The 25,979-nt window shown below is 69.8% G+C and carries 20 protein-coding genes; 12 read left to right on the forward strand and 8 right to left on the reverse strand.

All coding sequences use genetic code 11. The features are described 5' to 3' along the window. Positions 1 to 8: 8 nt before the first annotated feature. Positions 9 to 857 (reverse strand): IclR family transcriptional regulator, encoded by an 849-nt coding sequence (locus ACTWPT_RS40205; protein ID WP_443182774.1) that lies wholly within the window; start codon positions 855 to 857, stop codon positions 9 to 11. Between the two features lie 65 nt (positions 858 to 922). On the opposite strand from ACTWPT_RS40205, the gene ACTWPT_RS40210 reads away from it, so the two are divergent. The 3 genes from ACTWPT_RS40210 to ACTWPT_RS40220 all read left to right on the forward strand — a co-directional run bounded on the left by ACTWPT_RS40210 (position 923) and on the right by ACTWPT_RS40220 (position 5,537). Beyond that, positions 923 to 2,461, forward strand: coding sequence for an aldehyde dehydrogenase family protein (locus ACTWPT_RS40210; protein WP_443182775.1), 1,539 nt, complete (start codon positions 923 to 925; stop codon positions 2,459 to 2,461). 178 nt (positions 2,462 to 2,639) lie between these two features. Further along, positions 2,640 to 3,647 (forward strand): zinc-binding dehydrogenase, encoded by a 1,008-nt coding sequence (locus ACTWPT_RS40215; RefSeq protein ID WP_443182776.1) that lies wholly within the window; start codon positions 2,640 to 2,642, stop codon positions 3,645 to 3,647. A 54-nt stretch (positions 3,648 to 3,701) separates the two neighbouring features. Beyond that, positions 3,702 to 5,537 (forward strand): glycoside hydrolase family 15 protein, encoded by a 1,836-nt coding sequence (locus tag ACTWPT_RS40220; protein WP_443182777.1) that lies wholly within the window; start codon positions 3,702 to 3,704, stop codon positions 5,535 to 5,537. 37 nt (positions 5,538 to 5,574) lie between these two features. Here the strand turns inward: ACTWPT_RS40220 and ACTWPT_RS40225 are convergent, their stop codons facing one another. Further along, entirely contained in the window at positions 5,575 to 6,909 is a 1,335-nt protein-coding gene (locus ACTWPT_RS40225; protein ID WP_443182778.1) for an RNA-guided endonuclease InsQ/TnpB family protein, read from the reverse strand. A 95-nt stretch (positions 6,910 to 7,004) separates the two neighbouring features. On the opposite strand from ACTWPT_RS40225, the gene ACTWPT_RS40230 reads away from it, so the two are divergent. Continuing rightward, positions 7,005 to 7,823, forward strand: a complete 819-nt coding sequence (locus tag ACTWPT_RS40230; RefSeq protein ID WP_443182779.1) for an APH(3'') family aminoglycoside O-phosphotransferase — start codon at positions 7,005 to 7,007, stop codon at positions 7,821 to 7,823. 74 nt (positions 7,824 to 7,897) lie between these two features. Here ACTWPT_RS40230 and ACTWPT_RS40235 read toward each other — a convergent pair whose 3' ends face one another. Further along, entirely contained in the window at positions 7,898 to 10,312 is a 2,415-nt protein-coding gene (locus tag ACTWPT_RS40235; protein ID WP_443182780.1) for a DUF4132 domain-containing protein, read from the reverse strand. A gap of 1 nt (position 10,313) precedes the next feature. After that, positions 10,314 to 10,706 carry a hypothetical protein gene (locus ACTWPT_RS40240; RefSeq protein ID WP_443182781.1) on the reverse strand — a complete coding sequence of 131 codons (393 nt, stop codon included), beginning with the start codon at positions 10,704 to 10,706 and terminating at the stop codon, positions 10,314 to 10,316. Positions 10,707 to 10,911: 205 nt separating this feature from the next. Between ACTWPT_RS40240 and ACTWPT_RS40245 the strand changes: the two genes are divergently transcribed. From ACTWPT_RS40245 to ACTWPT_RS40280, 8 genes are all read left to right on the forward strand, one after another. Next, on the forward strand, positions 10,912 to 13,734 hold the full coding sequence (locus ACTWPT_RS40245) for a hypothetical protein (protein ID WP_443182782.1): 2,823 nt from the start codon (positions 10,912 to 10,914) through the stop codon (positions 13,732 to 13,734). Between the two features lie 73 nt (positions 13,735 to 13,807). Further along, on the forward strand, positions 13,808 to 14,158 hold the full coding sequence (locus ACTWPT_RS40250) for an MmcQ/YjbR family DNA-binding protein (protein ID WP_443182783.1): 351 nt from the start codon (positions 13,808 to 13,810) through the stop codon (positions 14,156 to 14,158). A 68-nt stretch (positions 14,159 to 14,226) separates the two neighbouring features. Continuing rightward, positions 14,227 to 15,015, forward strand: coding sequence for an SAM-dependent methyltransferase (locus ACTWPT_RS40255; protein ID WP_443182784.1), 789 nt, complete (start codon positions 14,227 to 14,229; stop codon positions 15,013 to 15,015). 245 nt (positions 15,016 to 15,260) lie between these two features. Beyond that, positions 15,261 to 16,283: an alpha/beta fold hydrolase gene (locus ACTWPT_RS40260; protein ID WP_443182785.1), complete on the forward strand. Its 1,023-nt coding sequence runs from the start codon at positions 15,261 to 15,263 to the stop codon at positions 16,281 to 16,283. Between the two features lie 104 nt (positions 16,284 to 16,387). Further along, positions 16,388 to 16,765: a hypothetical protein gene (locus tag ACTWPT_RS40265; RefSeq protein WP_443182786.1), complete on the forward strand. Its 378-nt coding sequence runs from the start codon at positions 16,388 to 16,390 to the stop codon at positions 16,763 to 16,765. A gap of 9 nt (positions 16,766 to 16,774) precedes the next feature. Beyond that, positions 16,775 to 17,659 (forward strand): hypothetical protein, encoded by an 885-nt coding sequence (locus ACTWPT_RS40270; protein WP_443182787.1) that lies wholly within the window; start codon positions 16,775 to 16,777, stop codon positions 17,657 to 17,659. Positions 17,660 to 17,674: 15 nt separating this feature from the next. After that, on the forward strand, positions 17,675 to 20,998 hold the full coding sequence (locus ACTWPT_RS40275; protein WP_443182788.1) for a CHAT domain-containing protein: 3,324 nt from the start codon (positions 17,675 to 17,677) through the stop codon (positions 20,996 to 20,998). A gap of 319 nt (positions 20,999 to 21,317) precedes the next feature. Further along, entirely contained in the window at positions 21,318 to 22,154 is an 837-nt protein-coding gene (locus tag ACTWPT_RS40280; RefSeq protein WP_443182789.1) for a helix-turn-helix transcriptional regulator, read from the forward strand. A 90-nt stretch (positions 22,155 to 22,244) separates the two neighbouring features. Here the strand turns inward: ACTWPT_RS40280 and ACTWPT_RS40285 are convergent, their stop codons facing one another. From ACTWPT_RS40285 to ACTWPT_RS40300, 4 genes are all read right to left on the reverse strand, one after another. Continuing rightward, complete coding sequence (locus ACTWPT_RS40285; RefSeq protein WP_443182790.1) at positions 22,245 to 23,429, reverse strand: hypothetical protein; 1,185 nt, start codon at positions 23,427 to 23,429, stop codon at positions 22,245 to 22,247. Between the two features lie 141 nt (positions 23,430 to 23,570). Next, a complete protein-coding gene (locus ACTWPT_RS40290; RefSeq protein WP_443182791.1) occupies positions 23,571 to 24,674 on the reverse strand; it encodes a Gfo/Idh/MocA family protein in 1,104 nt (367 codons plus the stop codon). Beyond that, positions 24,671 to 25,453 (reverse strand): ThuA domain-containing protein, encoded by a 783-nt coding sequence (locus tag ACTWPT_RS40295; RefSeq protein WP_443182792.1) that lies wholly within the window; start codon positions 25,451 to 25,453, stop codon positions 24,671 to 24,673. Before ACTWPT_RS40295 ends, ACTWPT_RS40290 begins: the two co-directional genes overlap by 4 nt. A gap of 24 nt (positions 25,454 to 25,477) precedes the next feature. Beyond that, positions 25,478 to 25,855, reverse strand: coding sequence for a carbohydrate ABC transporter permease (locus ACTWPT_RS40300; protein WP_443182793.1), 378 nt, complete (start codon positions 25,853 to 25,855; stop codon positions 25,478 to 25,480). Between the last annotated feature and the right edge of the window lie 124 nt (positions 25,856 to 25,979).

A 25,979-nucleotide genomic window follows, 5' to 3' on the forward strand; every position in this document is an offset into this window, starting at 1 on the left:
AACGCCGGCTACGGCTGGGGGCGGTGGCCGAGGCGCCGGGAGATCTCGGCGGCGGTCCGCCTGAGCGCCGGTTCGAGGCGTCCGGCCAGCGCGTCCACGGTGGTCGGCGCGACGGTGAGATGGACGGCGATGTTGACCGCGGCGACGACCTCGCCGGAGCGGTCCCGCACCGGCGACGCGAACGACCGCAGCCCCGGGGCGAGCTCCTCGTCGTTGACCGCGACGGCGCTCTGGCGCACCTTGGCGAGGGCGACGATCAGCTGCTCCCTGTTAGTGATCGTCTTGGGGCCGTGGCGGGCCATGTCGGTGCGGTCGAGGATCTGCCTGAGCGCCGCGGGGTCCTTGTACGCCAGCAGCACCTTGCCCATCGACGTGCAGTAAGCCGGGAGCCGGGAGCCCACGTGCAGGTTGAGGTCCATGGCCAGGGAGCTGCGCCGGCTGCTGCGCCTGCGGTCCACGTAAACCACGTCCGGCCCGTCGCACAGCCCCAAGCTGGCGGTGCAGCCCGTCTCGTCGGCCAGGGCCTGGAGCAGGGGACCGGCGACCTTGGTGAGCTCCATGGAGTCGATGGCCGCGAACCCGAGATCCACCACCCGCGGGCCCAGGAAGTACTTCTTCGTCTCCGGGTCCTGCCGGATGTACTCCAGCTTGGCCAGCGTGGCGACGTACCGGTAGGTCGTGCTCTTGTTGAGCCCGACGGCCCGCGCCAGGTCGGCGATCCCCAGCACGGAGCGGTCGCCGCTGAAGGCGGACAGGATGCGCAGCCCGCGTTCCAGGGACACGGAGAAGGCGGCGGAGGAGTCGGCCGTCGTGCGGCCCGGAGCTCGGCGCGGACGTGGGGAGGCGTCATCGGTCACGGGCGTCAGAATACGGCCTTATCGTTCTAAGCATTCGAACGATGTTGACGGCCAGTCCCCATCACGTGAACGCTTCTGGCCGGACAACGCACAGCGAGCAGATCGGGGGCTCCATGGCGGGAGCGGAGCGCGCCGGGAGGGGCCTGCCCAGGCCGCGCATCGGGCACTTCATCGGGGGCGACTGGGTCGAGCCCGGCTCCGGCCGCACGTACCCGAACCGTTCGCCCTGGTCAGGGGAGGTGCTCGGGGAGGTCGCCGCTGGGGACGGCGAGGACGCGGAACGCGCGGTCGCCGCCGCCCACGAGGCGTTCGGCGGCTGGGCCCGGACGCTGCCCGTGGAGCGGCAGCGGATCTTGCTGCGGGCCGCCGACCTGCTGGAGGGCCGCCGCGGCGAGGTGCTCGCCGCCCTGGCCGCGGAGACCGGCTGCGGCCGCCACTTCGGCGGCGTGCAGCTCGAGTTCGTGCTCAAGCTGCTCCGCCAGGCCGCCCACCTGGCCTACCGCCCGGCCGGGGAGCTGCTGCCCTCCGACACCCCTGGCACCCAGGCGATGGCCGTGCGCCGTCCCGTGGGGGTGGTCGCGGCCATCGCGCCGTGGAACGCCTCGCTCGCCCTCGCCGGCCGGGCGAGCATCGGGCCGCTCGCGCTCGGCAACACCGTGGTGCTGAAACCGTCGGAGGAGTCCCCGTACACGGGAGGGGCGCTCTGGGCGGAGATCCTCCAGGAGGCCGGACTGCCCGCCGGGGCGTTCAACGTCGTCACCCACGCCCCCGGCGAGGCCGGCGCCGTCGCCGACGCGCTGCTCGCCAGCCCACTCGTCAAGCGCATCAACTTCACCGGCTCGACCCCGACCGGCAGGCGGCTCGCTGAGAAGGCCGGCCGGCATCTGAAGCGCGTGGTGCTCCAGCTCAGCGGGCAGAACCCGCTCATCGTGGCGGGCGATGCCGACGTCGAGTACGCCGTGAACGCCGCGACCTACGGCGCGTTCGTGCACCAGGGGCAGGTGTGCATGTGCGCCAGGCGCATCTACGTCGAACGCCCGCTGGCCGCGAAGTTCGCCGAGCGGTTCGCGGCCAGGGTGGCGGCGCTGCCGACGGGCGACCCGTCCGACCCGGCGACCGTCGTGGGCCCGGTGATCAACGAGTGGGCCCTGGCCCTCCTCGACCGCCGCGTCAAGGAGGCGGTCGGGCTCGGCGCCCGCGTGCTCGCCGGCGGTGTCCCCGAACCGCCGTGCTACCCGGCCACCGTGCTCACCGACGTTCCGGACGAGGCCGAGATCGCGCAGGGCGAGACGTTCGGCCCGGTGGTGGTGCTGGAGTCGGTCGACTCGGCGGAGGAGGCCGTCGCCCGCGCCAACGGCTCCGACTTCGGCCTGGCCGCCTCGATCATCACCGGCGACGGCCGCCGCGGCCTGCGCCTGGCCTCCGCGCTCGACGTCGGCATCGTGCACGTCAACGACCAGCCCGTCAACGATGAGCCGCACATGCCGTTCGGCGGTGTCAAGGACAGCGGGTGGGGCCGGTTCGGGCTGGGCTTCGCGGCCGAGGAGTTCTGCGAGCTCCAGTGGATCACGGTCCGCGACCAGGACCGCACCTTCCCCTTCTGACAGCCCCCGGCCGGAAACGACGGTTACTGGTCGCGCCTCCCAGGGTAAGAGGGCTATCGCTGTCATCGCCTGTCGGGCGGCTGGGGGGCCGCTGTCGCGGTGATGGCAGGGGTGCGTCAAAAGGGGGACGGGGATTATGAAGGCGTTCGTCATGCGGGAAATCGGCAGCGTCGGTTTCATGGAGAAGCCGATTCCGCGGGTGGGGCCCGGCGACGCCGTCGTACGGACGACCAAGGCTCTGATCTGCACGTCGGATTCCCACACCGTCGCAGGAGGAATCGGCCCGCGGGAGAATCTCACGCTCGGTCACGAAGCGGTGGGTGTGGTGCACGAGGTGGGCAGCGAAGTCAAAGTCTTCCGGCCGGGCGACCGTGTCCTGGTGGGCGCCATCACTCCGGATTGGGGCGATCCGGCCTCCCAGAACGGGTTTCCGTCGCAGTCGGGCATGCCACTGGGCGGCTTCAAGTTCGCGAACTCCAAGGACGGAGTTTTCGCCGAATATTTCCATGTGAACGAGGCCGACGCCAACATGGCGAAAATACCCGACGACATTTCCGATGACCTGGCCGTCTACTGCGCCGATATGCTTTCCACCGGCTTCATGGGGGCGGAGAAGGGCAATATCCCGATCGGCGGGACGGTGGCCGTTCTGGCTCTGGGGCCGGTGGGGATGATGGCCGCGGCCGGGGCCAGGCTACGCGGCGCGGGCCTGGTCATCGGGGTCGAATCCGTGCCGCAGAGGCAGGAGCTCGCACGCGCGTACGGCGTGGACGAGATCGTGGACTTCACCCGCGAGGACGTCGTCGAGCGGATCATGGAGCTCACGCACGGAGAGGGAGTCGACACCGCCATCGAGGCGCTCGGCATGGACGCGACGTTCCAGACCGCCATCAAGATCACCAAGCCGGGTGGAACGGTGTCCAACATTGGCTATTTCGGAGAAGGAGAGTTCGTCCGCATCCCCCGCGTCGAGTGGGGAGTCGGGATGGCGGACCAGACGATCACCACGGGGTTGTGCCCCGGCGGCCGGGTGCGCATGGAGCGGCTGCTGCGGGTGCTGCAGGCCAAGCGCATCGACCCCACCCGCATGACGACCCATGAGTTCGACTTCGACGACATGGAACAGGCCTTCGAGGTCCTGGACAAGAAACTCGACGACGTCATCAAGCCGCTGATCTCGTTCTAGGCGCAGGTATCGGCTCGTGCCGCCGTGGCCGCGGCACGCCAGACAGGGGGCGGCATGCTCGATCCCGATCCACCCTTCCGGCCGGTTCGCACGCGTGACGGCTATGTGCCGCTGGAGGACCTCGGTCTCATCGGGGACGGCGCGACGGTGGCGCTGGTCGGCCTGGACGGATCCATCCCATGGATGTGCCTTCCCCGCTTCGATGCCGAGCCGCTGTTCTGCGGCCTCCTGGACCACGCGCGTGGCGGGCATTTCACCGTCGCGCCGGAGGACTTGGTGGAGGCACGGCAGCTCTATGAGGACGACACCGGGGTGCTGACGACCGAGTGCCGCAGCGCCACCGGCCTGGTCCGCATCACCGATGCCCTGACCTTGCGCTCTGGCGCCGATCTGACCGATGACGCCCCGGTCGACCGGGCCGAGCTGGTCCGTTCGGCCGTCGTTCTGGCGGGCGAGGTCAGTCTGCGCGTCGAGGTGAAGCCCCGCGGCGGCGGACAAGCCCGGGCCCTGTTCAGCGGGCTGGACGTACAGGTGCCCCGACGGCCGGACCTGCGCCTGCACCTGCGCTCCAATCGCCCGCTGAACGGACTGTCCAGCACCCACGAGCTCAAACAGGGCGATCGCCTGGATCTCGTGTTGTCCTGGGGGCGCGTTCATCGTCATCACCGGTTCGACGCCGAGGAGATGCTGCGCGGGACCGCCGAGGCGTGGCGCCGTTGGATGAAACACTTCACCTACCAAGGCCCGCAGGAGTCATTGGTACGCCGCGCCGCGATCACGTTGAAGCTGTGCGACGACTGGGTCAACGGATCGCTGGTCGCGGCGCCCACCTCCTCCTTGCCCGCACCGATCGGCGGGGTCCGCAACTGGGACTACCGCTACACCTGGATCCGCGACGCGGCCTTCACCGTGTTCGCCCTGCGCCGCATCGGGTTCGCCGGCGAGGCGGACGCCTTCCTCGGCTGGGTCCTCGACGCCTTCGAGCAGAGCAGGCAACCACGGATCATGTACGGCCTCTCCGGCAACCCGGTGCCGGACGAGGTCATAGACCCCGAATTGGAGGGCTACCGTCGCTCTGCCCCGGTGCGATGGGGCAATGGCGCGGCGGATCAGCGCCAGCACGACGTCTACGGCGAAGTGCTCGACTGCGCCGACCAGTGGCTTCTCGCCGGAGGTGACCTGCAGCCCGAGCTGTGGGCCAAGCTGGCCGAACTCGCCGACACCGCGGCGACGGCGTGGCAGGAGCCGGATCAGGGCATCTGGGAGGTACGCAGCGACGGCCGAGTGTTCACCTACTCCGCCGGCATGTGCCAGGTGGCCCTGGACCGTGCGGCCGCGATCGGTGACCGGCTCGGCCTGCCTGGACCGATCGCAGCGTGGAGAGACATGGCCGGCAACCTGCGACGACGCATCCTTGAGCAGGCCTGGGACGAGGACGCGCAGACCCTGAGGGAGCATCTCGACGGCAGCGGCGGCTTGGACGCCAGCCTGCTCGCGCTTCCCCTGCGGTACGTCATCCCCGCCGATCACCCGCGCATGGTGGCCACGGCAACCGCCATCGCCGAGCGCCTGTCGGCCGGCGACGGCCTGCTCTACCGCTACCTGCACGACAGCTCCCCTGACGGCATCGCCGGCGATGAGGGCGCCTTCGTGCTGTGCAGCTTCTGGCTGGCCGACAACCTCACCTACCAGGGCCGCATCGACGAGGCCGAGGAGCTCTACGCCTCGCTGTGCGCCCGGGCGAGCCCGCTCGGGCTGCTACCCGAGCAGATCGACCCCTCGACGGGCGCCTTCATGGGCAACTTCCCGCAGGCCTTCAGCCACATCGGGGTCATCGCCAGCGGCGTCAATCTCGCACGGGCGAGGGCGAGTTCTGGCTGTTCTTTTTGACTGCTCCCCCCGCCTGAAGGTGTGGGGGATTCCTGGCTCACGCTGCCTGACCGTCCAGCGGACGGTCAGGTCTTACGCGATCAGCACCAGCCGGGTTCAGACCAGCCCGGACCAGCATCACGCGCGCGGAGTTCTTGTCTCTCGGGCAGACGGCTCCGCACGCGGCGCAGGTGTAGGTACGTTCGGAAAGAGGCAGTGCGTGCTTGGTTCTCGCTCCGCACTGTGCGCAGTCCATGGTGGTGTGCGCGGGATTGACCAGCCGCAGGGTGCGGCCGTGCTTGCGGGCCATCTCGATCAGGGCGCGCTTGGTCGCGCCGATGGCCGCGTCGGCGGCCTTACGGGCCATGCTGGACTTGGCCAGGAATTTCGGGCGGAAGTCCTCTACCGCGATCACGTCGTGGTCGCGGACGACTTTCTTGGCCCACTTGCGGCCGGTGTCCTGGCGCTGGCGGGTGATCTTCTTGTACTGCTTGGCGCGCAGCTTCTTCGCCTTGCGATAGCCTTTCGAGCCCGGCTGTCCACGGGCGGGTTTGCGGCGGGCCATCATCCGGTCGTAGCGGGCCAGCTTCGCTTGGGCTTTCTTGCCGTACTCGGGGTGTGGCAGGTCGTGGTCGTCGCTGGTGGTGGTGGCGACCTCTTTCACGCCCCAGTCGATGCCGATCGCCTGCCCGGTGGCGGGCAGCGGTTCGGTCTGGGCGGGGACGACGAACGAGCCATACCAGTGGCCGAGGCTGTCCCGGTAAACGCGCACGCTGGACGGGTCTGCGGGCAGGTCGCGGGACCACACCACGGTCACAATGATGTTCCTGGCCAGGTGCAGGCGGTCGTCCTTGAGGCGGAAGCCGCGCCGCGTGTAGTTCAGGCTCGGCTCGGCCAGGTCCTTCTTCTTGAAGCGGGGCATCCCGGCCCGCTGCCGGACGGGCAGCCGCTCCGTGATGTCCTTGAGTGCCTTGGCGCGGGACTTGGCGAAGTCACGGATGATCTGCTGCTGCGGCACCGACGCCCCCGACCCAAGCCATGCATGCTCCCCGCGCCAGCCGGTCAGCATCTTGTCGAGCTGGGCAAGGCCGCATGTCCGCTGATCTTCGGGATGGGTCTTGTTGTGCAGGTACGCGGCTTTGGACGCGGCGACGCACTGGTTCCACACCCAGCGGCAGCGATCCCACTCACCCAGCAGGGCGACCTGGGCGGCCGACGACGCGCGAAGCCGGTAGGTGTACCGGGCGTGCCAGGCACCATCACCCGCATTCGCAACCGCAGTCATGATCGCCCAAGCTATCGAGAAGGTACGACAATTTTCAGCGTTCGTCGCGGTCAGACGCCGGATCTGTTCACCGGTTTCCTCCCCCGCCGTGCCTTCACCAGCGAGCAACAGGCGAAACTCGATGCCTTCTTCGCCGCACGACAGAACACCCCGTCTCCTGAAGCCGCCTCGACTGCGCGGTTGCGCTGGCTACGGTAGTCGTCATGATCGACTCAACGTCCCCGTTCCGAACACTGCTGTCCGCCGGCCGCGATGAGGGCAGCTGGACCCCCGTCACCGACGGCGAATCCGGGGCCGGTGTCTTTCGCTCGGAGGATGGCTCGCAATACGCCAAGTGCGTCTCTGCCGACCATGTGACCTCGTTGGAGGCTGAGCGGGATCGTGTCGACTGGCTCAGCACGCAGGGTATTCCGGGCCCGCGCGTACTCGACTGGCGCGTCACCGCCGCCGGCGCCTGCATGGTGACCAGCGCCGTCGTAGGCGTCCCCGCCGATCGTGTTCCGGCTCCGCAGCTTCAGGCGGCGTGGGACCCGATCGCGGATGCCGTGCGCCGATTGCACGATCTGCCTGCCCGGCAGTGCCCGTTCACGCGTGAGCTCGCCCAGATGTTCGCCACGGCACGTGATGTCGTCGGGCGAGGTGCGGTCAACCCGGGGTTCCTGCCTGAAGACCAGCAGCACACACCTGCCGAGGAGTTGCTGGCCCGCCTCGCCCCACAGCTCGAGTACCGCCTGGCACAGGAAGCCGCCCAGACGGTCGTCTGCCACGGGGACCTGTGCCTGCCCAACATCATCCTCGACCCGGACACCATGAACGTGGCGGGCTTCATCGATCTCGGCCGTCTCGGCCGGGCCGACCCCTACGCCGACATCGCCCTCCTTCTCGCCAATGCCCGGGAAACGTGGACCGACGACCGGCAGGCGAACTGGGCGGACGAGACGTTCGCCGATCGGTACGGCATCGTCCTCGACCGTGACCGAGAACAGTTCTATCTCCACCTCGATCCCCTCACATGGGGCTAGCCCGCACCAGCCCGCTCACCGCCGAGTCCGCGGCCCGCGAACCTCACCCAGGCTGGTGCGGTGGTCGGCGCCGCTCAGGGCCGGATCTGGCGGGTGATGGACGAGTCGGTGATGGCGGTGTCCGCGGCCAGCAGGAACGCCTTCGACAGGATGATCGACAGCATGCCCCCGTCCTCTTCGAAAGGCAGGAAGACCTGATCGCCGGAGCTGCGGGGGACGATGCACAGGTAGGCGTCGTTGGGTTCCATGAGGATGTTGCCCGAGCCGAGGTGGATCTTGTAGGTACGCAGGTCTCCGCGGACGCGCAGGAAGCGGTCCAGCAGCGTGCAGCGGCCGGCGATGGCCAGGCGGGGCAGCAGCCGGGTCAGCGCGTCCCGGCGGATGCGGGCGGTCTCGGTCAGGTCGCCGAACCCGTAGGACTGCCAGTACTCGCCATGACCCTCCGGGTCCAGTCCGGTGGAGGTGACGCCGACGGCCAGGTCGGCGTCGCGCAGCGCCTCCGACAACGTCATCGGGGGCACCTCGGTCAGCGGGACCCGGCGCCCGCTGTCGTCGGTGAAGTGGAGATCGCCGCTGACGCAGATGGACACCGTGCCGAAGTCGTCTCGGTCGAATGAGCCCTCATCCAGGTGGAAGCCCCAGTGCGCGACCAGGCCGCCGGGGAGCTCCTTGGTGGCTTCGGCCTGGTCGGAGCCGTACTCCCAGCCCCAGTGGCCCAGCGACATGCCGGTCCAGCCGCGTCCGGTCAGCAGCGCCTTGGCCTGGCCGTATCGCAGCAGATGGCCCGTGAAACGGCGCGAGTGGTCGAGGGTCGTCTCCTCGGCGGGGGTGAGCAGGTAGACCTCGCGAAAGGCCTGCTTGAACGGCTGGCGCAGGCCGTGCTCCATGAGGTGGTCGCGCCAGGCGCGTACTTCCTCCATGCCGTGGGCGATGGGGTGCCAGAGCAGGACCGGGGTGTCGGGGTCGGGCAGGATGCGGCGCCCGGCCGGGTCGGTCAGCTCCCAGGCGCCGTCCACGAGGACCGGGAGCCCGGCCGGCCCCTGGAGAATCTGCCAGATCAAGGTCCGGGCCATGGAGCCGGTGACCGGGTGGTCGAGGTAGTGCTCGCACACCTCGCTCCAGCGCCAGATGCGTTCGGCGGCCAGGGCGCGTTCGATGCGGAAGCGTTCGGCGGGCAGGACCTTCTTGATCTCCTTGGCGGTGGCCTTGAGCTCGGCCAGCAGGTCCTTGTGCTGCTCGCGGACCGCCTTGGGGATCGTCTTGCGGATCTTGCCCGAGGGGTCGGCGAAGTCCACGACGCCGTCGAGGGTCAGCCGCAGGCCGTGTTCGGTACGGGTGCCGTCGGGGCCCAGGCCGAAGGTCGGTACGGTGCGCTCCAGCAGTTGCTCGGGCGACAGCCCGCTCTGCACGGCGACCGCGTCCAAGGTCTTGGCCACGCCTCCCAGGATGGTCTTCTTGCGTACCTTGGCCTGCACCCGGGCCAGCTGGGCGACCACCTCAAGGCCGCCGCGCCTGGCCAGCACCCCGATCGCGGCGTTGGCGAGCATCTCACTGCGGGCGTTGGCGCCGGAGCCGCCGATCCCGGTGCCGGTCGCCACGGCGACGTCGCCCAGCCGCGCGGTCACCCACGGCTCGTCGATCAGCTCGCACGTCCACACCATGCCGCGCAGCGGTACGGCGGTGCGCTCGCGCAGGAAGACGGTCTCGGTCCACTCACCGTCGCGGGTGGGGTGCCGATGTGTGACCTCGCGGTGGGCGATGACCTGGCCGAGGATGTCTTTGATCAGTTCGGCGGCCTGCGGGGTCAGCAACTCGGTGGCCCGCCTGATCCACTTGGCGCTGGGCTTGGAGGCGGTGGCGGTGTTCCAGTGCCGCAGCAGCGGCAGCACCTCGGGGGCGGTGAGGCGGGTGGCGTGATCGGCGATCATTCGGGTGGCGAACGCGTCGTCCTCCCACATGATGTTGCGGACCGTGGCGCCGGGATCGCTGTTCTCCGGTTCGGTGAGCAGCGCCTGGACCGGTTCGCGAAGGACCTCCCAGGCAGGCTTCCAGTGCTGGGCGAACCACCTGGGCAGGGAGTTCAGCACGTCGCGTCGCTCGTGGTAGGGAAGCAGGGCGGTCGCGGCCAGCGGCAGCCGGTACAGCTCGGCGTAGTTGGTGTGCCGCCAGGTCATGAGGCCGTTGGCGGCGCTCCAGAGTTGGGTGACCACCTCCTTGGGCAGCTGCGGCAGGTGGTCGATCACCTGGCGGATGACGTCGAGCCGGCGTTCGTCGTGGTCGGTGCCGCCGTCCCAGCCAAGGTTGAGCCGCATCTGCGCCCACACGGCGAAGAGGCGTAACTCTCCCTCGTCATATTCATTGACCTTGAAAGCCTCGTCCGCGGCGAAAGCGGAGTCGAACCGCTCGAACAGGTCCTTGTGATCGTTGGCCAGGTAGACGAAGTGGTAGTGGTTACGCAGCGGGGAGTCGTCGAGAAGGTCCCAGTTCACGTCAGCCCCCGACCAGGGGCACGAGCTTGACGAAGGACACCACCGGGTCGACGGTCAGGTCGATTTCGGTGTCCAGGTCCTCGATCTGGCGCTCGCCCACCAGCAGCAGGAATCCGTTACGGGCGAACGCGGCCTCGGCGGCGTCGGCCTGCTTCTCCCAGTCCAGCCTGCGGGGGGTGCGCATCCGGTAGCCGTTCAGCTCGACCTCGGCGTCGCTGGGCTTGACCAGGCCGCGGAAATGATGGGACGGGGCGGCGTTGTGGCGGGCCACCTCCTCACGCACGCGCAGCCGTACGAGCTCGCGGGCCGAGATCCGCTCGGGCAGGCCGGGCAGGGAGAACTCCTCCAGCCCCCGGCCGGTCGCAGTCTCATCGCGAAACGTCACTGATGCCATCGAATGCCCTGTTTCTCGAAGTGTCAGGTGATGGCGCCATCTATAGCAACGCAGGACGACAAAACATCGGTAGTGGCGTCCTTCGAGGTAGTGATCACGATTTCGCATCTTCCTTTCCTGCTACGCGGGCTTGGGCTGGAACATGCGTGATGTGGGGGCACAAGAAGAATCCCGGCCGCGTCGCCGGACGGCACGGTGGCTGGGCGTGGGGGTCGTTCTCCTGGCCGTCGCCGGCGGTCTGCTGGCGGTGGCACGCTTGGACGTGCCGCCCATCCCGGACCCGTACCCTGCCGAGCACGAATCGCCCGCCCCGCTGCGAGTGACTCTGGACCCGCCGCAGGTGCAGGCCGGGACCGATGTGGTGCGGGTGATTGCTTCCTGCGAGACCAACGCCGCCGTCGTGATCTCCGACGCCTTCGTCCCCAACCAGGGTCTCGACCAGACCGCCGGGTACGGCGAGGTGGAACTCGAAGAGAACCTGAGTCCCGGCAAGTACCGAGTGATCGTCACTTGCGAGGACGACGGCCAGGTCGGCAGCGCCGAGCTCGTCGTCACGAAGGGCCCGGTCACTCCCACCCCGTCCGCGCCGGCCGAGCTCCGGCGGATCGCGACCACGTACGTCACGCTCGCCCAGGCCGATCCCGGCGCCTGGCGCACCCACCGGGATGCGGCGACCGCCGTCGACAAGCCGGACGACATTCCCTACGAGTTCACGGTCACACACGAGCTCCGGCTGCCGGCCGACGATCCCGACGTGGCCGCCCTGCGATCGGGTGCCGCTGCTCTTCTACCCGACAGGTTCGCCGAGACGAGGCTGGGCGACGTCGCCCCGGACCCGAACTCCACCAGCCTGGCGGTCGTCTTCGACACGCCCGTCGTACGGCTGGAGCGCGGCGCGAGCCAGGCCGTCGTCACCTTCACCGGCCGGACCTATGGCTTCGCCGACCCCGACGAGGGCGGCCTCGTAGGCGTCGAGTTCTCGCCGCCCGACGGCGAAGACGGGCTTCCCCTGACGGCGCACGAGCTCGTCGTATCCGCCACCGGCTGGACGGTGGGCGGCACACGCGGCTCGCCACCGCTGAGCCAGGACCGGCACTACCTGCGCATGAATGCCTGGAGCTCGATGAAGGCCGCTTTCCTCAAGGACGGCCAGACCGCGTCCGTGGCCGGTTACCTCACAGATTCCGCAGTGGCCGGCTCCTACATCGAAGGCGCCCAGCCGGAGGACGTTGCGACTGACTCACCTGAACTCGAATTCCTCCCGCGGAGTTGGACGGCGCTGCAGGCCGTCTTCGCGGGAGCGGCCGTGCTGGCCCTGCTGTACGCCCTCGCCCGGGCGCTCGGGGGCGCATGGTGGCGTCGCCGCCGCAACTGGGTGCTCGTGGCCATGCCGCTGGTCGCCTACGTCTTGGCCATCTCTCCGCTTGGAGCCGGGACCGTGCTCATCCTGACGGTCGGCATTCCGCTTCTGTCGCTCATCTCCGCCGCCCGCGCTGTGAGCAACGTCCGTCCGACGCTGGTCGCGGCCGGAGCGGCGGCGGTGGCCGGCATCGTGCTCTCCATGTGGGCGCTGTGGGCGCTCACCGGCAACGCGGTCATCCTGTGGGGGCCGGTCGCCGCCGCGGTCGCCACGGGCGTGGTGGCGGCGGTCCCCCGGTGGCGGCGTGCGCTACCGGTCATCGCGCTCGGCACGCTGACCGTCGGCGCGCTGCTGGCGGGACGGGCCATGGTGGGCGGGATCTTCCCCGGCCATGCGGTGTGGTTCGCGCTGCTCGCCGTGTGCCTGTCTGTCCTGGCCGTCGGCTGGGTCACGGAGGCGAGCCACCGATGGTCCATGCGCACCGCGGGCATATGCGCCGTGACCGTGTCGACGACGATCGGCGTCCAGTCCTACGCGGTCATCCCCGAGTGGACGACGATGCGATGGCACGCGGGGCGGGTCCTGGACATCCTGAGCTCGGTCTACTCCTTCGCGGCGTTCGGCGTGCTGCTGCTGGCCATGGCGGCGCTCATCGTCCGGGTACGCCGCATCGGCCAGGAAACCGCTGCCCTGACCGCCGCGACCGCCTATTACACGGCCGTGTTCTTCATGCTCGTGCTGAGCGGACTGGCCGTGAACCCCGAGTACCTCGGGCTGACGATGCTGCTGGCCTGGGCGGGCATCGCCTGGCTGCTGCCCCGCGCCACCGCGACGGGCGCGACACCGGTGTCCGAGCCCGAACACCGGACCCTCGTCCGCGACATGATCAGGCGCCGCTCCGTCCGCCTGGCCCTGACCGGCCTGCTGCGGCAGGGTCAGGGGGGCGACGGCTCGCCGGCCGCCTTCGAGGAGCAGCGCGCGGAGCTGGAACGGGCAAGCGACCAGCACACCGGGCCTGTCGACTCCGACTACGCCCTCGCCACCGTCGCTGGGCGGACGCCGTGGCAGAACGCGCTGGCCGCGCTCGCCATGGGGACGCTCCTCTCGCTGCCCTTCTCGACGGTACGGGTCATCGTCTCCATCGACATCTGGCGCAGCGAGAACACCGAGCCGCTGCTGGCTGCGATGGCGCTGATCTCACTGCCCGCCCTCTGCATGATCTTCGGCTACTTCTATCCGCGGGTGCGCGGCGGCAACCCGATCGCGAAGTCGCTCGCGCTGCTGGTGGCCGCGCTCCTCGTCGAACTGCCCGGCTACGTCCAGACGCTCGCCGCCATCACCGCTCCGACGTCGGCCGTGACGCCGCAATCCACGGCGGATGCGGCGCTGATCGGCACGCTCGTCGCCGTGGGCAACATCGCGGTCGTCAGCATCGGGCTGGGACTCTGGTGGGAATGGCGGCTGATGCGGCTGGCCGGTGAGCCGTGGGCGCGCATCAGGAGCATCCGCATGCTGCGTACGCTGGCCGCGCCGCTGGCCGCCGCCGCCATCGCCATCGCCACCACGGCCGCGACCGCGCTGGCGACCAACGTCATCGCGCCGCTGACCACCACCCAGGTCGAGGGCGCCGGCAACGAGAGCACACCGTCGCCCACCTCCCGCCCCTGACCCCACGGCCAGGGGCTCGGAGGTCGCGTGCCGAACTTCCCGAGAGTTGTAGAACAGGCGTACGATACCGTGCGTGATCGACGACGAGGTGGGGGCGCGGCTGCGGGAGATCTGCCTGTCTCTGCCAGAGGCGGTCGAGAAGCCGTTCGGTGGCCACACGGCGCCCTCGTTCCGGGTCCGGGAGAAGCTGTTCCTGATGACCGGTGAGGACGGGCTGACGATGATGTTCAAGGCCGGGCCGGGCGCGCAGGAGGCCCTGGTGGCGTCCGCCCCGGAGCGCTTCTTCGTGCCGGCGTACGTCGGCGGCAAGGGGTGGGTCGGCGCCCGGCTCGACGTGGAGCAGGACTGGGATGAGATCGACGAGCTGATCAGGGACAGCTACCGCCTGATCGCGCCGAAGCGGCTGGTCGCCCTCATGGACTGAGCGGCCTGGGCTGATCGGCCTGGGCTGATCGGTCTCGGCTGATCGGGAAGATCGTATAAGCTTCGGCAATGGACGCGGACCCCAGAATCGACCGCACGAAGCCGCATTCCGCCCGGGTCTGGGACTATCTTCTCGGCGGAAAAGACAATTACGCCGTGGACCGCGAGGCCGGGGACAATCTCCTGCGCATGTTCCCTGATTTCGCGCAGGTGGCCAGGCTCCAGCGCGAGTTCCTTCGGCGAGCGGTGACCTACCTCGTCGCCGAGGCGGGCATCAGGCAGTTCCTCGACATCGGCACGGGCCTGCCGACCGCCGACAACACCCACGAGGTGGCGCAGCGCATCGCCCCCGAGTCCCGCATCGTCTACGTCGACAACGACCCACTGGTGCTCGTGCACGCCCGCGCCCTGCTCGCCAGCGGCCCGGAGGGCGTGACCGACTACATCGACGCCGACGTGCGCGATCCCGGCACCATTCTCGAGGGTGCGGCCAAGACGCTGGACTTCTCCCAGCCGATCGGCCTGATGATGCTCAGCATCGCCGGCCAGGTGCCCGATTCCGACCTCGTCGCCGACCTGGTCCGCCAGTATGTCGCGGCGTTGCCGTCCGGCAGTCATTTGGCGCTGTCCGACGGCGTCAACGCCAACCCCGCGCTGGTGGAGGCGGTGAGCTTCTACAACGAGCGGGCCGCTTTCCCCTACACGCTCCGCAGCCCCGAACAGCTGGCCGGCTTCTTCGAAGGGCTCGAACTCGTGGAGCCGGGCGTGGTCTCCACGCCACTCTGGCGGCCTCCGGGGCCGCAACAGACACCCTCGGCGATGATCAACGCGGTCTGCGGTGTGGGACGCAAGCCCTAGCGAGCGCCCGTGAACGTGCCCGGCGATCCGATGAGCTGGGGAGTACTCCTACTCCCGTGGCGGTAGACCGCCGGATCTCTCGTCCCGGTGTCGTATGAGCGAAGTCTCCCCTGGTGGGACGCCCGTGCCCCAGTGGCTGGACGACCATTGAGGCCGGGTGCGGTGGCATCTCGGCGGGCGCGTCCCGGTCGTCCGCGAGACGCTGCCGTGACCCAGGCCATGGATGCCGAAGGGGTGCCGGTGCGATGTGGAAGCGAAGAGTCGTCAAGATCGTCGTTTGGGTGCTCGCCGTTCTCGTCGGGGTGCCGGCCGCGGGAATCGCCGGCCTCCTCCTCTGGGACGGCGGCATCGACACCGATCCGCGCCGCGAGCTCATCCGTGGTGTCCAGATCGATCTGCGGACGGCCGAGACACGGCTCGGCCCCATCGAGTACGACCTGTACGGCGCGGAAGGCCCCGTGCTGCTGTCCCTTCACGCCGGGCTCGGCGGCGCCGACCAGGGGCGGCTGTTCGCCAGCTGGCTGCAGAAGGACGGGTTCCGCATCCTGAGCCCCTCGCGGCCGGGTTACCTCGGCACACCGCTGGACAGTGGCCGGACCCATGAGGAGCAGGCCGACCTGCTCGCCGCGCTGCTGGACGAGCTCGGCATCGATCGGGTCGGCGTCCTCGCGATCTCGGCCGGGAGCCCGGTGGGCTACACCTTCGCCGCACGCTATCCGGATCGGGTCTGGGGGTTGATCTCCATCGGCGGATTGAGCAAGCCGCGGCCTGCCAACCCGAGCTCCTCACTGCGTAGAGCATTCCTGACGACTGTCGGAGAGAAGCTCACCCTGCTGACGGAGAAGGTCTCGTTCGAGACCATCGTCGCGTCAACGTTGGACGAGACCAGCACCTTCACCGAGAAGCAGCGAACGGAGCGGGTCTCGTACATCGTGAACACGCCGCACGTGCGGGCGTTCTTCGAAGCGATGTTCACGACGACGTTTCCCTACCCGGAACGCTGGACGGGCACGGACAACGACGCTGCGCAAACCCGGCGTGGCGCTTTGCCTCTGGGGCAGATCAAGGCTCCGACCCTGCTGATCCACGGCAAGCAGGACGGCGATGTGGCTTTCGAGCACGGAGAATTCGCGGCCGAGCGGATACCCGACGCGCAACGGCATTGGATGGAACATGAGGACCATCTGGGCTTCTGGCTCAGCCCGGGAGCGAGCCAGGCGCAGGCGGTGGCGAGAGCGTTTCTCCGGCAGCACGCGCCGGGCGCATGAGTGCCCGCCTGCGCGAACTCCACACCGGATCGTGCGACGCCGCGTGACCGTCGATGCGGTTAGGATCTCTTTCGTTGGCTAGGGGTCGCATCGGGAGGGAAACCGTGACGGCGGAGCCCGACCAGGAGGCGCTGGCCGTGTTCTGCGCCGCCCTGCCGCAGCTGCGCACGCTGCTGCGCGGCCCGGCGTCGAGCGACCGCCGCGCCATCGTGGCGCAGACGGTGCGGGCCGCTCGTCGTGGCGAGCCGATCGATCGATTCCTGGCCCAATTGGGCATCGGCGGCTCCACGACCGCGCCGGAGGACATCGAGTCCCCGCGCTCCTCGCTGCCCACGCCGCTGGACTCCGAACGCAGGCCGGTTATCGGCGACTACATGTGCCCCAAGGGGACCTGCGCTCGCCTCGTACACCGCGAGGTCGATGCGGAATTACCCACCTGCGCGATTCACGAGCAGGCGCTGCGTTTCGTGGCCGAGAACTGAGAACGCGGCATGACAGGCTTCCTCGCCGAACTCGGCAAAAAGGTCGCGGAGCGGTGGGTCGCTCTGCTCGTCCTGCCCGGACTGGTGTTTACGGCCGTCGCCACGACGGCGGTCATCCTCGGACAGCGGAACTGGGCGGATGCCGGGTTGCTCTGGCGAAAGCTGCTCGAGTTCGCCGCGGCGGCCGGCGGTCAGCAACACGCCGATCTGGCGCGGACCGCGGTGCTGCTGGTCGCCCTGCTCGTCGTGTCCTCGGGGGTCGGATTCGTCGCACGAGCGCTTGGTAAGCCCGTCGAATACCTGCTGGTCGGGAGGTGGCCGTCCGTCGCGCGTCCGCTGGCGACCGCGCTCACCGAGCGGCGGAGGCGGGCCTGGAACCGGCTCAGGCAGGAGTACCAACACGCCGAGGCCGACGGCGATCACGCCCGGCTCGGCGAGCTCGCCGAGACGAGGAACGCCGTCGCGCTGACCGAGCCACGCCGGCCGACCTGGACCGGCGACCGATTGCACGCCCCCGGGACCAGGGTCCGCAAGCAGTACGGCCTCGATCTCGGCGCCGCCTGGCCACGGCTGTGGTTGCTGCTCCCCGACTCGGCGCGCGAGCCGCTCACGGAGAGCAGGCAGCGTTTCGACGAGGCGACCGCCCTGGGCGGGTGGGCCGCGCTGTACGCCGCGTTGGGCGTGGTGTGGTGGCCGAGCACCGTCATCGGGTTGTGCGCCGGGCTGGTCGCGTGGCGGCGGGCGAGAGCGGCCGCCGAGGTGTACGCCGAACTGGTCGAGGCCACCGTGGACGTCTACCTGGACGACCTGCTCGAACGGTTCGACGACGAGACGCGCCCGATCCGGCCGGGACGCGGAAAGACGATCAGCGAGAGGTTCCGTAAGGCCACCTGATTGAGAGGACGAGCGATGCGCGACCAGCTGCTCACCGCGCTCCGCGCACGGTTCGCCTCGGTGTCGAGCACCGGCGACGAGACCGGCGTTCTCGACCCCGAGGCCTTGGCCGAGGCCGAGCGGCTGCTCGAATTCCTCGCCGTGCCGGAAGGCGTGGATCAGGAGGTGTTGTACGTGGTCGGCCTGCTGCACTGGCTGCGCGCGGCGGTCACGCCCGAGGAAGCGGGACAACAGGAGGAGTGGGGCCGCGCGGTCGTCCTGCTGATGCCCCTCTATCTGGACCGGCCGGACGCTCTGCCCGACCAGGTGCGGTCCTCGTTCAGCGAAGCGCTCGCTCCGGACGAGCCGGTGGGGGAAGAGCGCGCGCACGCGTCCGCCGAGGCGCTGTCGAACCTGGCCATGTTCGTGCTCGAACGTTTCACCCGGCTGCGACGGCGCGTCGACGGCGAGGCGGCGATCGGGCTGCTGCGCCGGGCCGCGCACCCTCTACCGCCCGATCACCCCTCCCGTGCGACGGTCCTGAGCAATCTCGGGTACGCGCTCATGCTGAGCGATGCGCTGACGCCACCGGACGAGAGCCCGGAGCCGCCGAACCTCGACGAAGCCGTCGCGGTGTTCAGAGAGGCGTTCCAGGGCACCCCACGAGAGCACTCGAACCACGCCCGCTGCGCCAATGGCCTGGCCGTGGCGGTGCGGGCCAAGTCCCTCGGAACCCGGGACCCGGCGCTGCTGTCCGAGTCCGTCGAGCTGTTCCGCCTCGCCACGGACACGGCGACGAGCAGGGACCAGAACCTTCCGCAGATGCTCACCGACCTGGGCTCCACGCTGCTGCTCCGGATGGACGCCACCGGTGACGCCGATCCCGCCGTACTCGACGAGGCCGTCTCCGCCCTGCGCCGGGCCGTGCAGCACACCCCCGAGCACGGCACTGAGCGGCGCGCCCGGCTGAGGCTGCTCGCCAGGGCCGAACTGCTGCGCACTCCGAGGCCCACCGCCCGCCGTCTCGACCCCGAGACGCAGCGCCGCGTGGACGACCTCACCGGCCTCATCGGTCGGGCGATCCCGGCCACCAGCGGCGACGTCTCGAACGAACCGGACAACATGTTCACCGTCGCCGCCCGGCTGATCGGCATCGCCCCGTCCGACGGCCAGGGTCACTACGCGCAGCTCATGGACCTCTTGGCCGGTTTCCTGCGCGACCCCGGGGACACCGATCTCGAGCGCAAGGCGCTCGAGCTCATGCGCCGGCGATCCAGCCACCTGAACACCGACGATCAGCTCGATGCGATGCTGACGCAGATGTTCGCCCCGGCCGAGCCGCCTTCGACGCCCGCCGACACGGCGAGTCTCGACGAAGTGCTCGACTTGTGCGAACGCCTGCTGCGGGACCTGCCGGACGACCATCCGGAACGTGCCGCGCTGACGCTGAACCAGATCATGACGCAGCTGGCCCGGCGGCAGCACGGCCGCGGCGAACCGGGCGGGATCGGCCGGATCGAGGAGACGGTCGCCTTGCTGACCCGGTCGATGGAGGTGCTCCCATCGCTGATGAGCTCCCTGAACATGTCGGCCACCATGGTCGGGAACCTGTCCGTGATGAGCAACGCGCTGCTGTCCCCGTTCGAGACCCTCGCAGTGATCGAGGACGCGCTGAAACGCAACCGCGAGAAGCTCGCCGCCCTGCCGGAGGATCACCCGGACCATCTGGCGACGCTGAAGGACCTCGCACACACGCTGTTCCACCAATACCACCTCACCCACGAGGAATCGGCTTATCAGGAGGCCGTCAGCCTGGCCCGCCGGCTCTTCGCCGGCGAATCGGCGCAGGCCAGGCGGCTCGTCCTGGCGTGGGGGTCGGCGGCGCGGTTCCGCGCCGGTTTGCGCGCCATGGCGGAGGCCCCACGGAGCGAGCACGACCTTCCGTCGAGCGGCCTGGCCCGCCTGTCCTCGGAGGAGGCGGTGTCCGCGATCCGCCACAGCGACGCTCCGGCGGCGTTGGAAGCGCTGGAGGACGGGCGCGCGCTGCTGCTCTCCAGCGCGCTCAACGCGCGCAGGGAGCTGGAGAACCTGCAGGCCGCCGACTCCCGGCTGGCCGAGCGTTTCGTCGCCCTGCGCGAGCGGATCCGCGCGGCCGCCGCCGATGTCGGCCATGAACCGACGCTGGAAGAACTCGCGCACGTCCGTGTCATGGCCGCGGACTGGAGCGAGTTGGTCGGCCGAATTCAGGCGCTGCCCGAGTTCGGGCGGTTCCTGATGCCGCTGCCGCTGGGCATGCCCGACCTCGGGCCGGCCGCCGCCGAAGGACCCGTGGTGACCATCAACGTCCACCCGCGCCGCTGCGACGCACTGGCTCTGTGCGCCGACGGCGTCCGCCTGGTGCCGCTGCCGGACCTGCATGCCGCCGAGCTCATCGAGCAGGCCGAGGCGTTCCACGCCGCGATCCACACCGTGCAGACCGGTCCGGATCTGCTGGCCGGCCAGGCACAAGGGGTGCTGCTCGACACCCTCGGCTGGCTGTGGGACGTGCTGGCCGAACCGGTGCTGCGGGACCTGGGCCTCACCGAGCCTCCAGAGGACGGGTCCTGGCCTCGGCTTTGGTGGTCCCCGACTGGTCCGCTCAACTCCCTTCCCCTGCACGCCGCCGGCCATCACGCGATCGCCGGAGCGTCGGTCCTCGATCGCGTGGTCACCTCCTACACGCCCACCCTGCGCGCCCTGCTGCACAGCCGCTCCCGTACCGTGCCGTCACGTCGCGCCGGCCTGACCGTGGCCATGCCGGCGACTCCCGGCCATGCCGCGCTGCCGGAGACCGCGGGTGAGGCCGTCGAGGTCAACGCCCGAATGCGCGGCCTGGCGCTCATCGGTCCGCAGGCGTCCCGCACCGCCGTGCTGGCCGCGCTGCCCGGCGCGACCGTCGCGCATTTCGCCTGCCACGCCAGCAGCAACCCGTACGACCCGTCGGCGAGCCACCTTCTGCTGGACGACGGGCCCCTGAGCGTCACCGACATCAGCCGGCTCCACCTCGACGACGCCGAGCTGGCCTATCTCTCCGCCTGCGCGACCGCCCGCGGCAGCGCCAAGCTCGCCGACGAGGCGATCCACCTGGCCTCTGCCTTCCAGCTGGCCGGCTACGCCCAGGCCGTCGCCACACTGTGGGAGATCAGCGACCACGTCGCAGCCACGATGGCCGCCGACTTCCACCGGGAACTACGGGAGACGATCGACGCTCCGGTCCGGATCCCCGGCGCGCTCGCGCTGCACCTGGCGACCCGCCGCATGCGCGCGGCCAGGCCAGGTCAGCCCTCGGCCTGGGCGGCATTCCTGCACTCGGGGGCGTGATCCGAAGAGAGGCCCGCCGTCCCGGCCCGGTCCCTCAAATGACGGCGTCCGGTTTCTGTCGGTGGCATGCGACACTCTCCTGCGGTGAAGGCGGGGATCAAGGCCGACGGTCCTCATCGCAAGACCGAGGGATCACCACATGCAGCTCTCCCCTCGCGGTCATCCTCAGCGAGGCCCTTCTGCTGGCGGGCGACACCCGGATCACCGACGAGACCATCGTCCGGCAGATCACGGGCTGACGTCCCCGGACCGGTGCCGGGTTTTCCTGGGACAACCGGTACCAGGCACATCCCCGGGTCGGCGGTGCACACTGGTGGGCATGACGACGGAATTCGGGCAGGCCATGCGCCGCTGGCGCGACCGGGTCTCCCCCGAGGCCGCCGGGCTGCCGGCCGGCGGTCACCGGCGCGCGTCCGGACTGCGCCGTGAGGAGCTGGCCCTGCTGGCAGGGATCTCCGTCGACTACGTCACCCGTCTCGAGCAGGGCCGTGCGTCCAACCCTTCGGCGCAGATCATCGAAGCCCTCGCCAGGGCCCTGCGGTTGTCGGGGATCGAGCGCGCACACCTGTTCCGGCTGGCCGGGCTGGCACCGCCGGGGCCGGAAACGGTACCCGCGTACCTCACCCCGAGCGTCCAGCGGCTGCTGGACAGGCTGGCCGGAACACCCGTCGCGGTCTACGACGCGTCCTGGACACTGCTCATCGCGAACCCGCCGTACGCGGCCTTGATGGGCGATCCGTCCGGATGGCGGGGCAACCAGCGCAACGGCGTGTGGCGGCATTTTCTCGGCCCGGGCAGCCGGGTCCGGCACACACCGGAGTCCCTGCCCCCGTTCGAGACCGCGGTGGTCGCCGACCTGCGCGCGGCCGCCGGCCGCTATCCAGCCGACCAGCGACTGCGGCAGCTGATCGCGGAGCTGCGCGCGAACAGTGAACGGTTCGCCGAGCTGTGGGACTCCGGCGCCGTCGGCCACCACGAGGCCGCGCGCAAGACCATCGGTCATCCCCGAGTGGGCCCTTTGACGCTGGACTGCGACGTGCTCACCGTGGCGGGCAACGACCTGCGCATCATGATCTACACGGCCGAGCCCGGCACCGAGGACGCCGAACGCCTCGCATTGCTCACGGTGCTCGGCATCCAGGAACTCATCGGATAACCCCCGTCCGCCGGCTTCCCCGACGCGGCGCAGTTCAACAGGTGGATCCGCGCCGCGTACAGGCTGCCGCACGCCGGGCGGCGTGGCTGGTCAGCTGGTGACGGTCACGTCGCGCAGCAGGAAGTAGCCGACAGAGTCGGCCTGCAGGTAGAGGTGGAACTTCTCGGCCTTGGACTTGGCTGTGTTGTCCGCGGTGACGATCGTGGCGACCACATACTTCTTGGCCACGTTCGTGCGGATCCTCCCGTATGCGTACGTGGTGTGGGTCATGTCCCTGCGAATGTTCACCGCGTTCGAGGTGAGCTTCGCCAGCCGGTTGGCGGTGGCCTTGGCGGCCTTGTCGCTGGGGAACGACATGATGACCTGCACCGCCTTGAGGTGCCCACGGTACGCCGAGTAGGCGATCTGGACGGCGCGCTCACAGTTGTTCCTGGCCAGCACGCCCTCGCCGTCCACCGGATCGCACGTGTCGTACGTCCAGCCCTCGACCTTGTTGGCATCGAACTTGACGCCGGTCAGGTTGAACTTCCAGTCGTCGAACTCGGTGTGGGCGATCGGCGATCCCGGCTGGGCCCGCGCCGAGGTGGCCGGGCTGCCCGTGGGCTCGGTGGCCGGCTCGGTGGGCTCGTCCGACGGCGCGGCCGACGGGGGGTCGGACTGCCAAGGTGCCGTCGTGGGTGCCTCCGTCGTGGTGCCCGGCAGGGCGACGGAGGTCTTGGAGCCCGAGGAGTTGAGGTAGGAGACCGCGCCGACCGTGCCGCCGGCCAGGAGGAGGACGCCCAAGCCGATGGACAACCCGATGATCAGCGTGCTGTTGCGCTTGGGAGGCAGACCGTAGTCGTACTGGTCCTGGAGCGTGCCGTACGGGTCGCCGCGGCCGTATTGGCTCTGCGAACCGTACGGATTCTGGAGGTCGTAGGGGCTCTGCGAACCGCCGTAGAGGCCCTGGGGGTCGTAGGGGCTCTCGGAGCCGCCGTAGAGGCCCTGGGGGTCGTAGGGATTGTGCGGACCCTGCGGGTTGGATGACCCGAGTGGGCCGTGCCGGCCCTGCTGCTGGCCGAAGCCGGCCGGCGGGCCCCCTTGCCGCGGCTGGGGGCCATGTCCCGGCTGGCCGGGCCCCTGGCCCAGGCCGGTGCCCGGCAGTCCGTAGCCGGGTCGCGGGGTCGCTGGGCCGGACGACGGCTGGCCGTACCCGGGCCAGCCGTGTTCCTGCGGTGCTCCCTGTGCCTGCGAGCCCCACGGATCTTGCGAGTGAGGCTGTGGAGGGTATGCCATTGCCCCATTGTGTGGGAGCCCATCATCCCTGCTCGGGGACCACCGCCATCCGGCATAGGAGTGAACCAGGCCTCCGCGTTCGTACGTACTAGACCAAGGCCTTCGCCCTCCAGATGCTCTCTACGCAGCAGGAATGGCCCGTCAGCGGGCCGGGCTCGGGCGCGGTTCCCAGGACTCCAGCCGCGCGCGGATCTCCTCGCGGACGGGATGGGACAGCGCGTCGTGATGGGCCTGGTCCAGCAACGCGTCGATGTGGACCCGCGACCCCGACTCCGCCGACCGTACCGCCGCCTCGACCATGGCCAGGCTCCGGATGTTGCCCGCGATCGCCCCGGACGGCTCCACACCCGTGCGCAGCGCCCCCACGAACTCCTCCAGCGCGCCGGCGATCTGCTCGTTGGCGCCAGGCGGCACGTCCGCCGCACCACTCACACTGGAGGTGACGCGGTTCTCGCCGTCCCAGGTCGCGGTGCCCCCGGAGCCGGTGGCGCGCCACTGGCCGTTCCAGGACGTCTCCAGCCCGTCCGCGCACCAGGCGCCGGTGTACACGTATCGGGTGCCGCCGTCGAAGAGGAACGTCGCCGTCGCCGCCGCGTCGCCCCGATACCAGCTCCAGCCGGGATTCCAGCTCTCGCAGCTGACCGAGACCGGCTCCGCGTCCAGCAGGTAGCGGGCCGCGTCGAAGGCGTGGATGGCCATGTCCACCAGCAGCGGTTGCTCCATCTCGTCGCGGAAGCCGCCGAAGCGCGGGCCGCGGAAGAAGCCGGTGGTGAGCAGGCCGGGGGTGCCGAGCTCGGCAACGCGGCGCCGGTATTCCGCCAGGGCGGCGAAGTACCGGCGCGATTGGCTGATCATCAGCAGCCGGCCGGCCGCCTCGGCGGCGGCGACCTGGACGACCGCCTCGGCCAGCGTCGGCGCGGCGGGCTTCTCGCACAGGACCGGGACCCCGGCGAACAACGCCTCGATGTTCACCTGGCTGTGAGCCGCCGGGACGGTGACGTTCACGACGGCGTCCGGCTCGGTGGCCGCCAGCAGGCCGCTGAGCGAGACGTCCACCTTGGCGTCGGCGCCGACGGCGCGTACGGCCGCCTGCGCCCGATCGACGTCGAGGTCGGCCACTCCGACGAGCTCGACGTCGTCGGACGCGGTCAGGGTGCGCATCCACGCCAGGCCCATCGAGCCTGCCCCGACCTGCACCACGCGGAGCGGGCGCGCCGGATCGGCGACGCGGGCGAAGGTGGTCACTGGGAGTTCTCCTTGTTGTGCAGGGCGCCGCGGTAGCCGTGACCGTTGAAGAAGTCGCCCATCTCGTAGCGGAGCAGGGTCGGCAGCTCGCGCCGGGACCGGTCGCCGACCGCCCACTCGACGCCGTTGGCGATGACGTGCAGCACGTCCGGGTGGTGGTACACCGGATAGTCCTGGTCACCGGGGCTGAAGTAGAAGATCTTGCCGTTGCCCCGCCGGAAGGTGCAGCCGCTGCGGAACACCTCGCCGCCGGTGAAGGAGCTGATGAAGATCAGCTCGTCGGGCGCAGGGATGTCGAACTGCTCGCCGTACATCTCCTGGGCGGGGATCTCGATGGGGTGGGGGATGCCGCGGGCGATGGGATGGGCCGGGTTCACCGTCCAGACCAGCTCGCGGTCGTTGGCACTGCGCCAGCGCAGCGTGCACGTGGTGCCCATGAGCTTGGTGAAGATCTTCGACCAGTGGCCGGAGTGCAGCACCACCAGGCCCATGCCTGACAGGACGTGCCGGTGCACCCGATCGACCACCTCGTCGGACACCTCCGCGTGCGCGACGTGGCCCCACCAGGTGAGGACGTCGGTGCCGGCGAGCACCTCCTCGGTCAGGCCGTGCTCGGGGTCGTCGAGCGTGGCCGTGGTGACGGCCGCCTGCTCGCCCAGCCAGTGCTCGATCCCACGGCGGATGGCGTTGTGCATGCCGTCCGGATAGATCTCGGCCACACGGGGTTCGACCTGCTCGTGGCGGTTCTCACCCCACACCGTGACGCGAATCGGTCGCATGAGACGTTCCTTTCCTCAATGGATTCACTTGACGGCGCCGCTGACGGCGCCTGCCGCGATGTAGCGCTGGGCGAAGATCAGCAGCAGGGCCGCCGGGACGGAGGCGAGCACCGCGGTCGCCATGACGGCGCTCCAGTCCTGCGTGTTCGCGCTGATGTAGTCGTAGATGCCGAGGGTGATGGGCCGTACTTCGGGTGTGCTGGTCAGGGTGAGGGCGAAGAGGAAGTCGCTCCACGCCGACAGGAAAGTGAACTGGGCGGCGGTCACGATCGCGTTCTTGCTGATCGGTACGACGATCGAGACGAACGCCCGCAGGTTGCCCGCCCCGTCCACCAACGCGGCCTCCAGCCGCGGCTGCCCGTCCGCCTGCGCTTTCGCGGCACGAGCGGACGGAGGCCTCATCGCTCCGGGCTATGGACATTTGATCAATCAAAGCGCTTAACCGCCTGTCGCTTGTGAAGTATGTTGCGCCGATCGTCAGGTGATGTCAACAAGAAGTTAAGCGTTTTTACGAAGGGCGCTTGGG

Origin of the sequence: Nonomuraea sp. 3N208 (assembly GCF_052245935.1) — a bacterium.
Lineage (GTDB): Bacteria > Actinomycetota > Actinomycetes > Streptosporangiales > Streptosporangiaceae > Nonomuraea.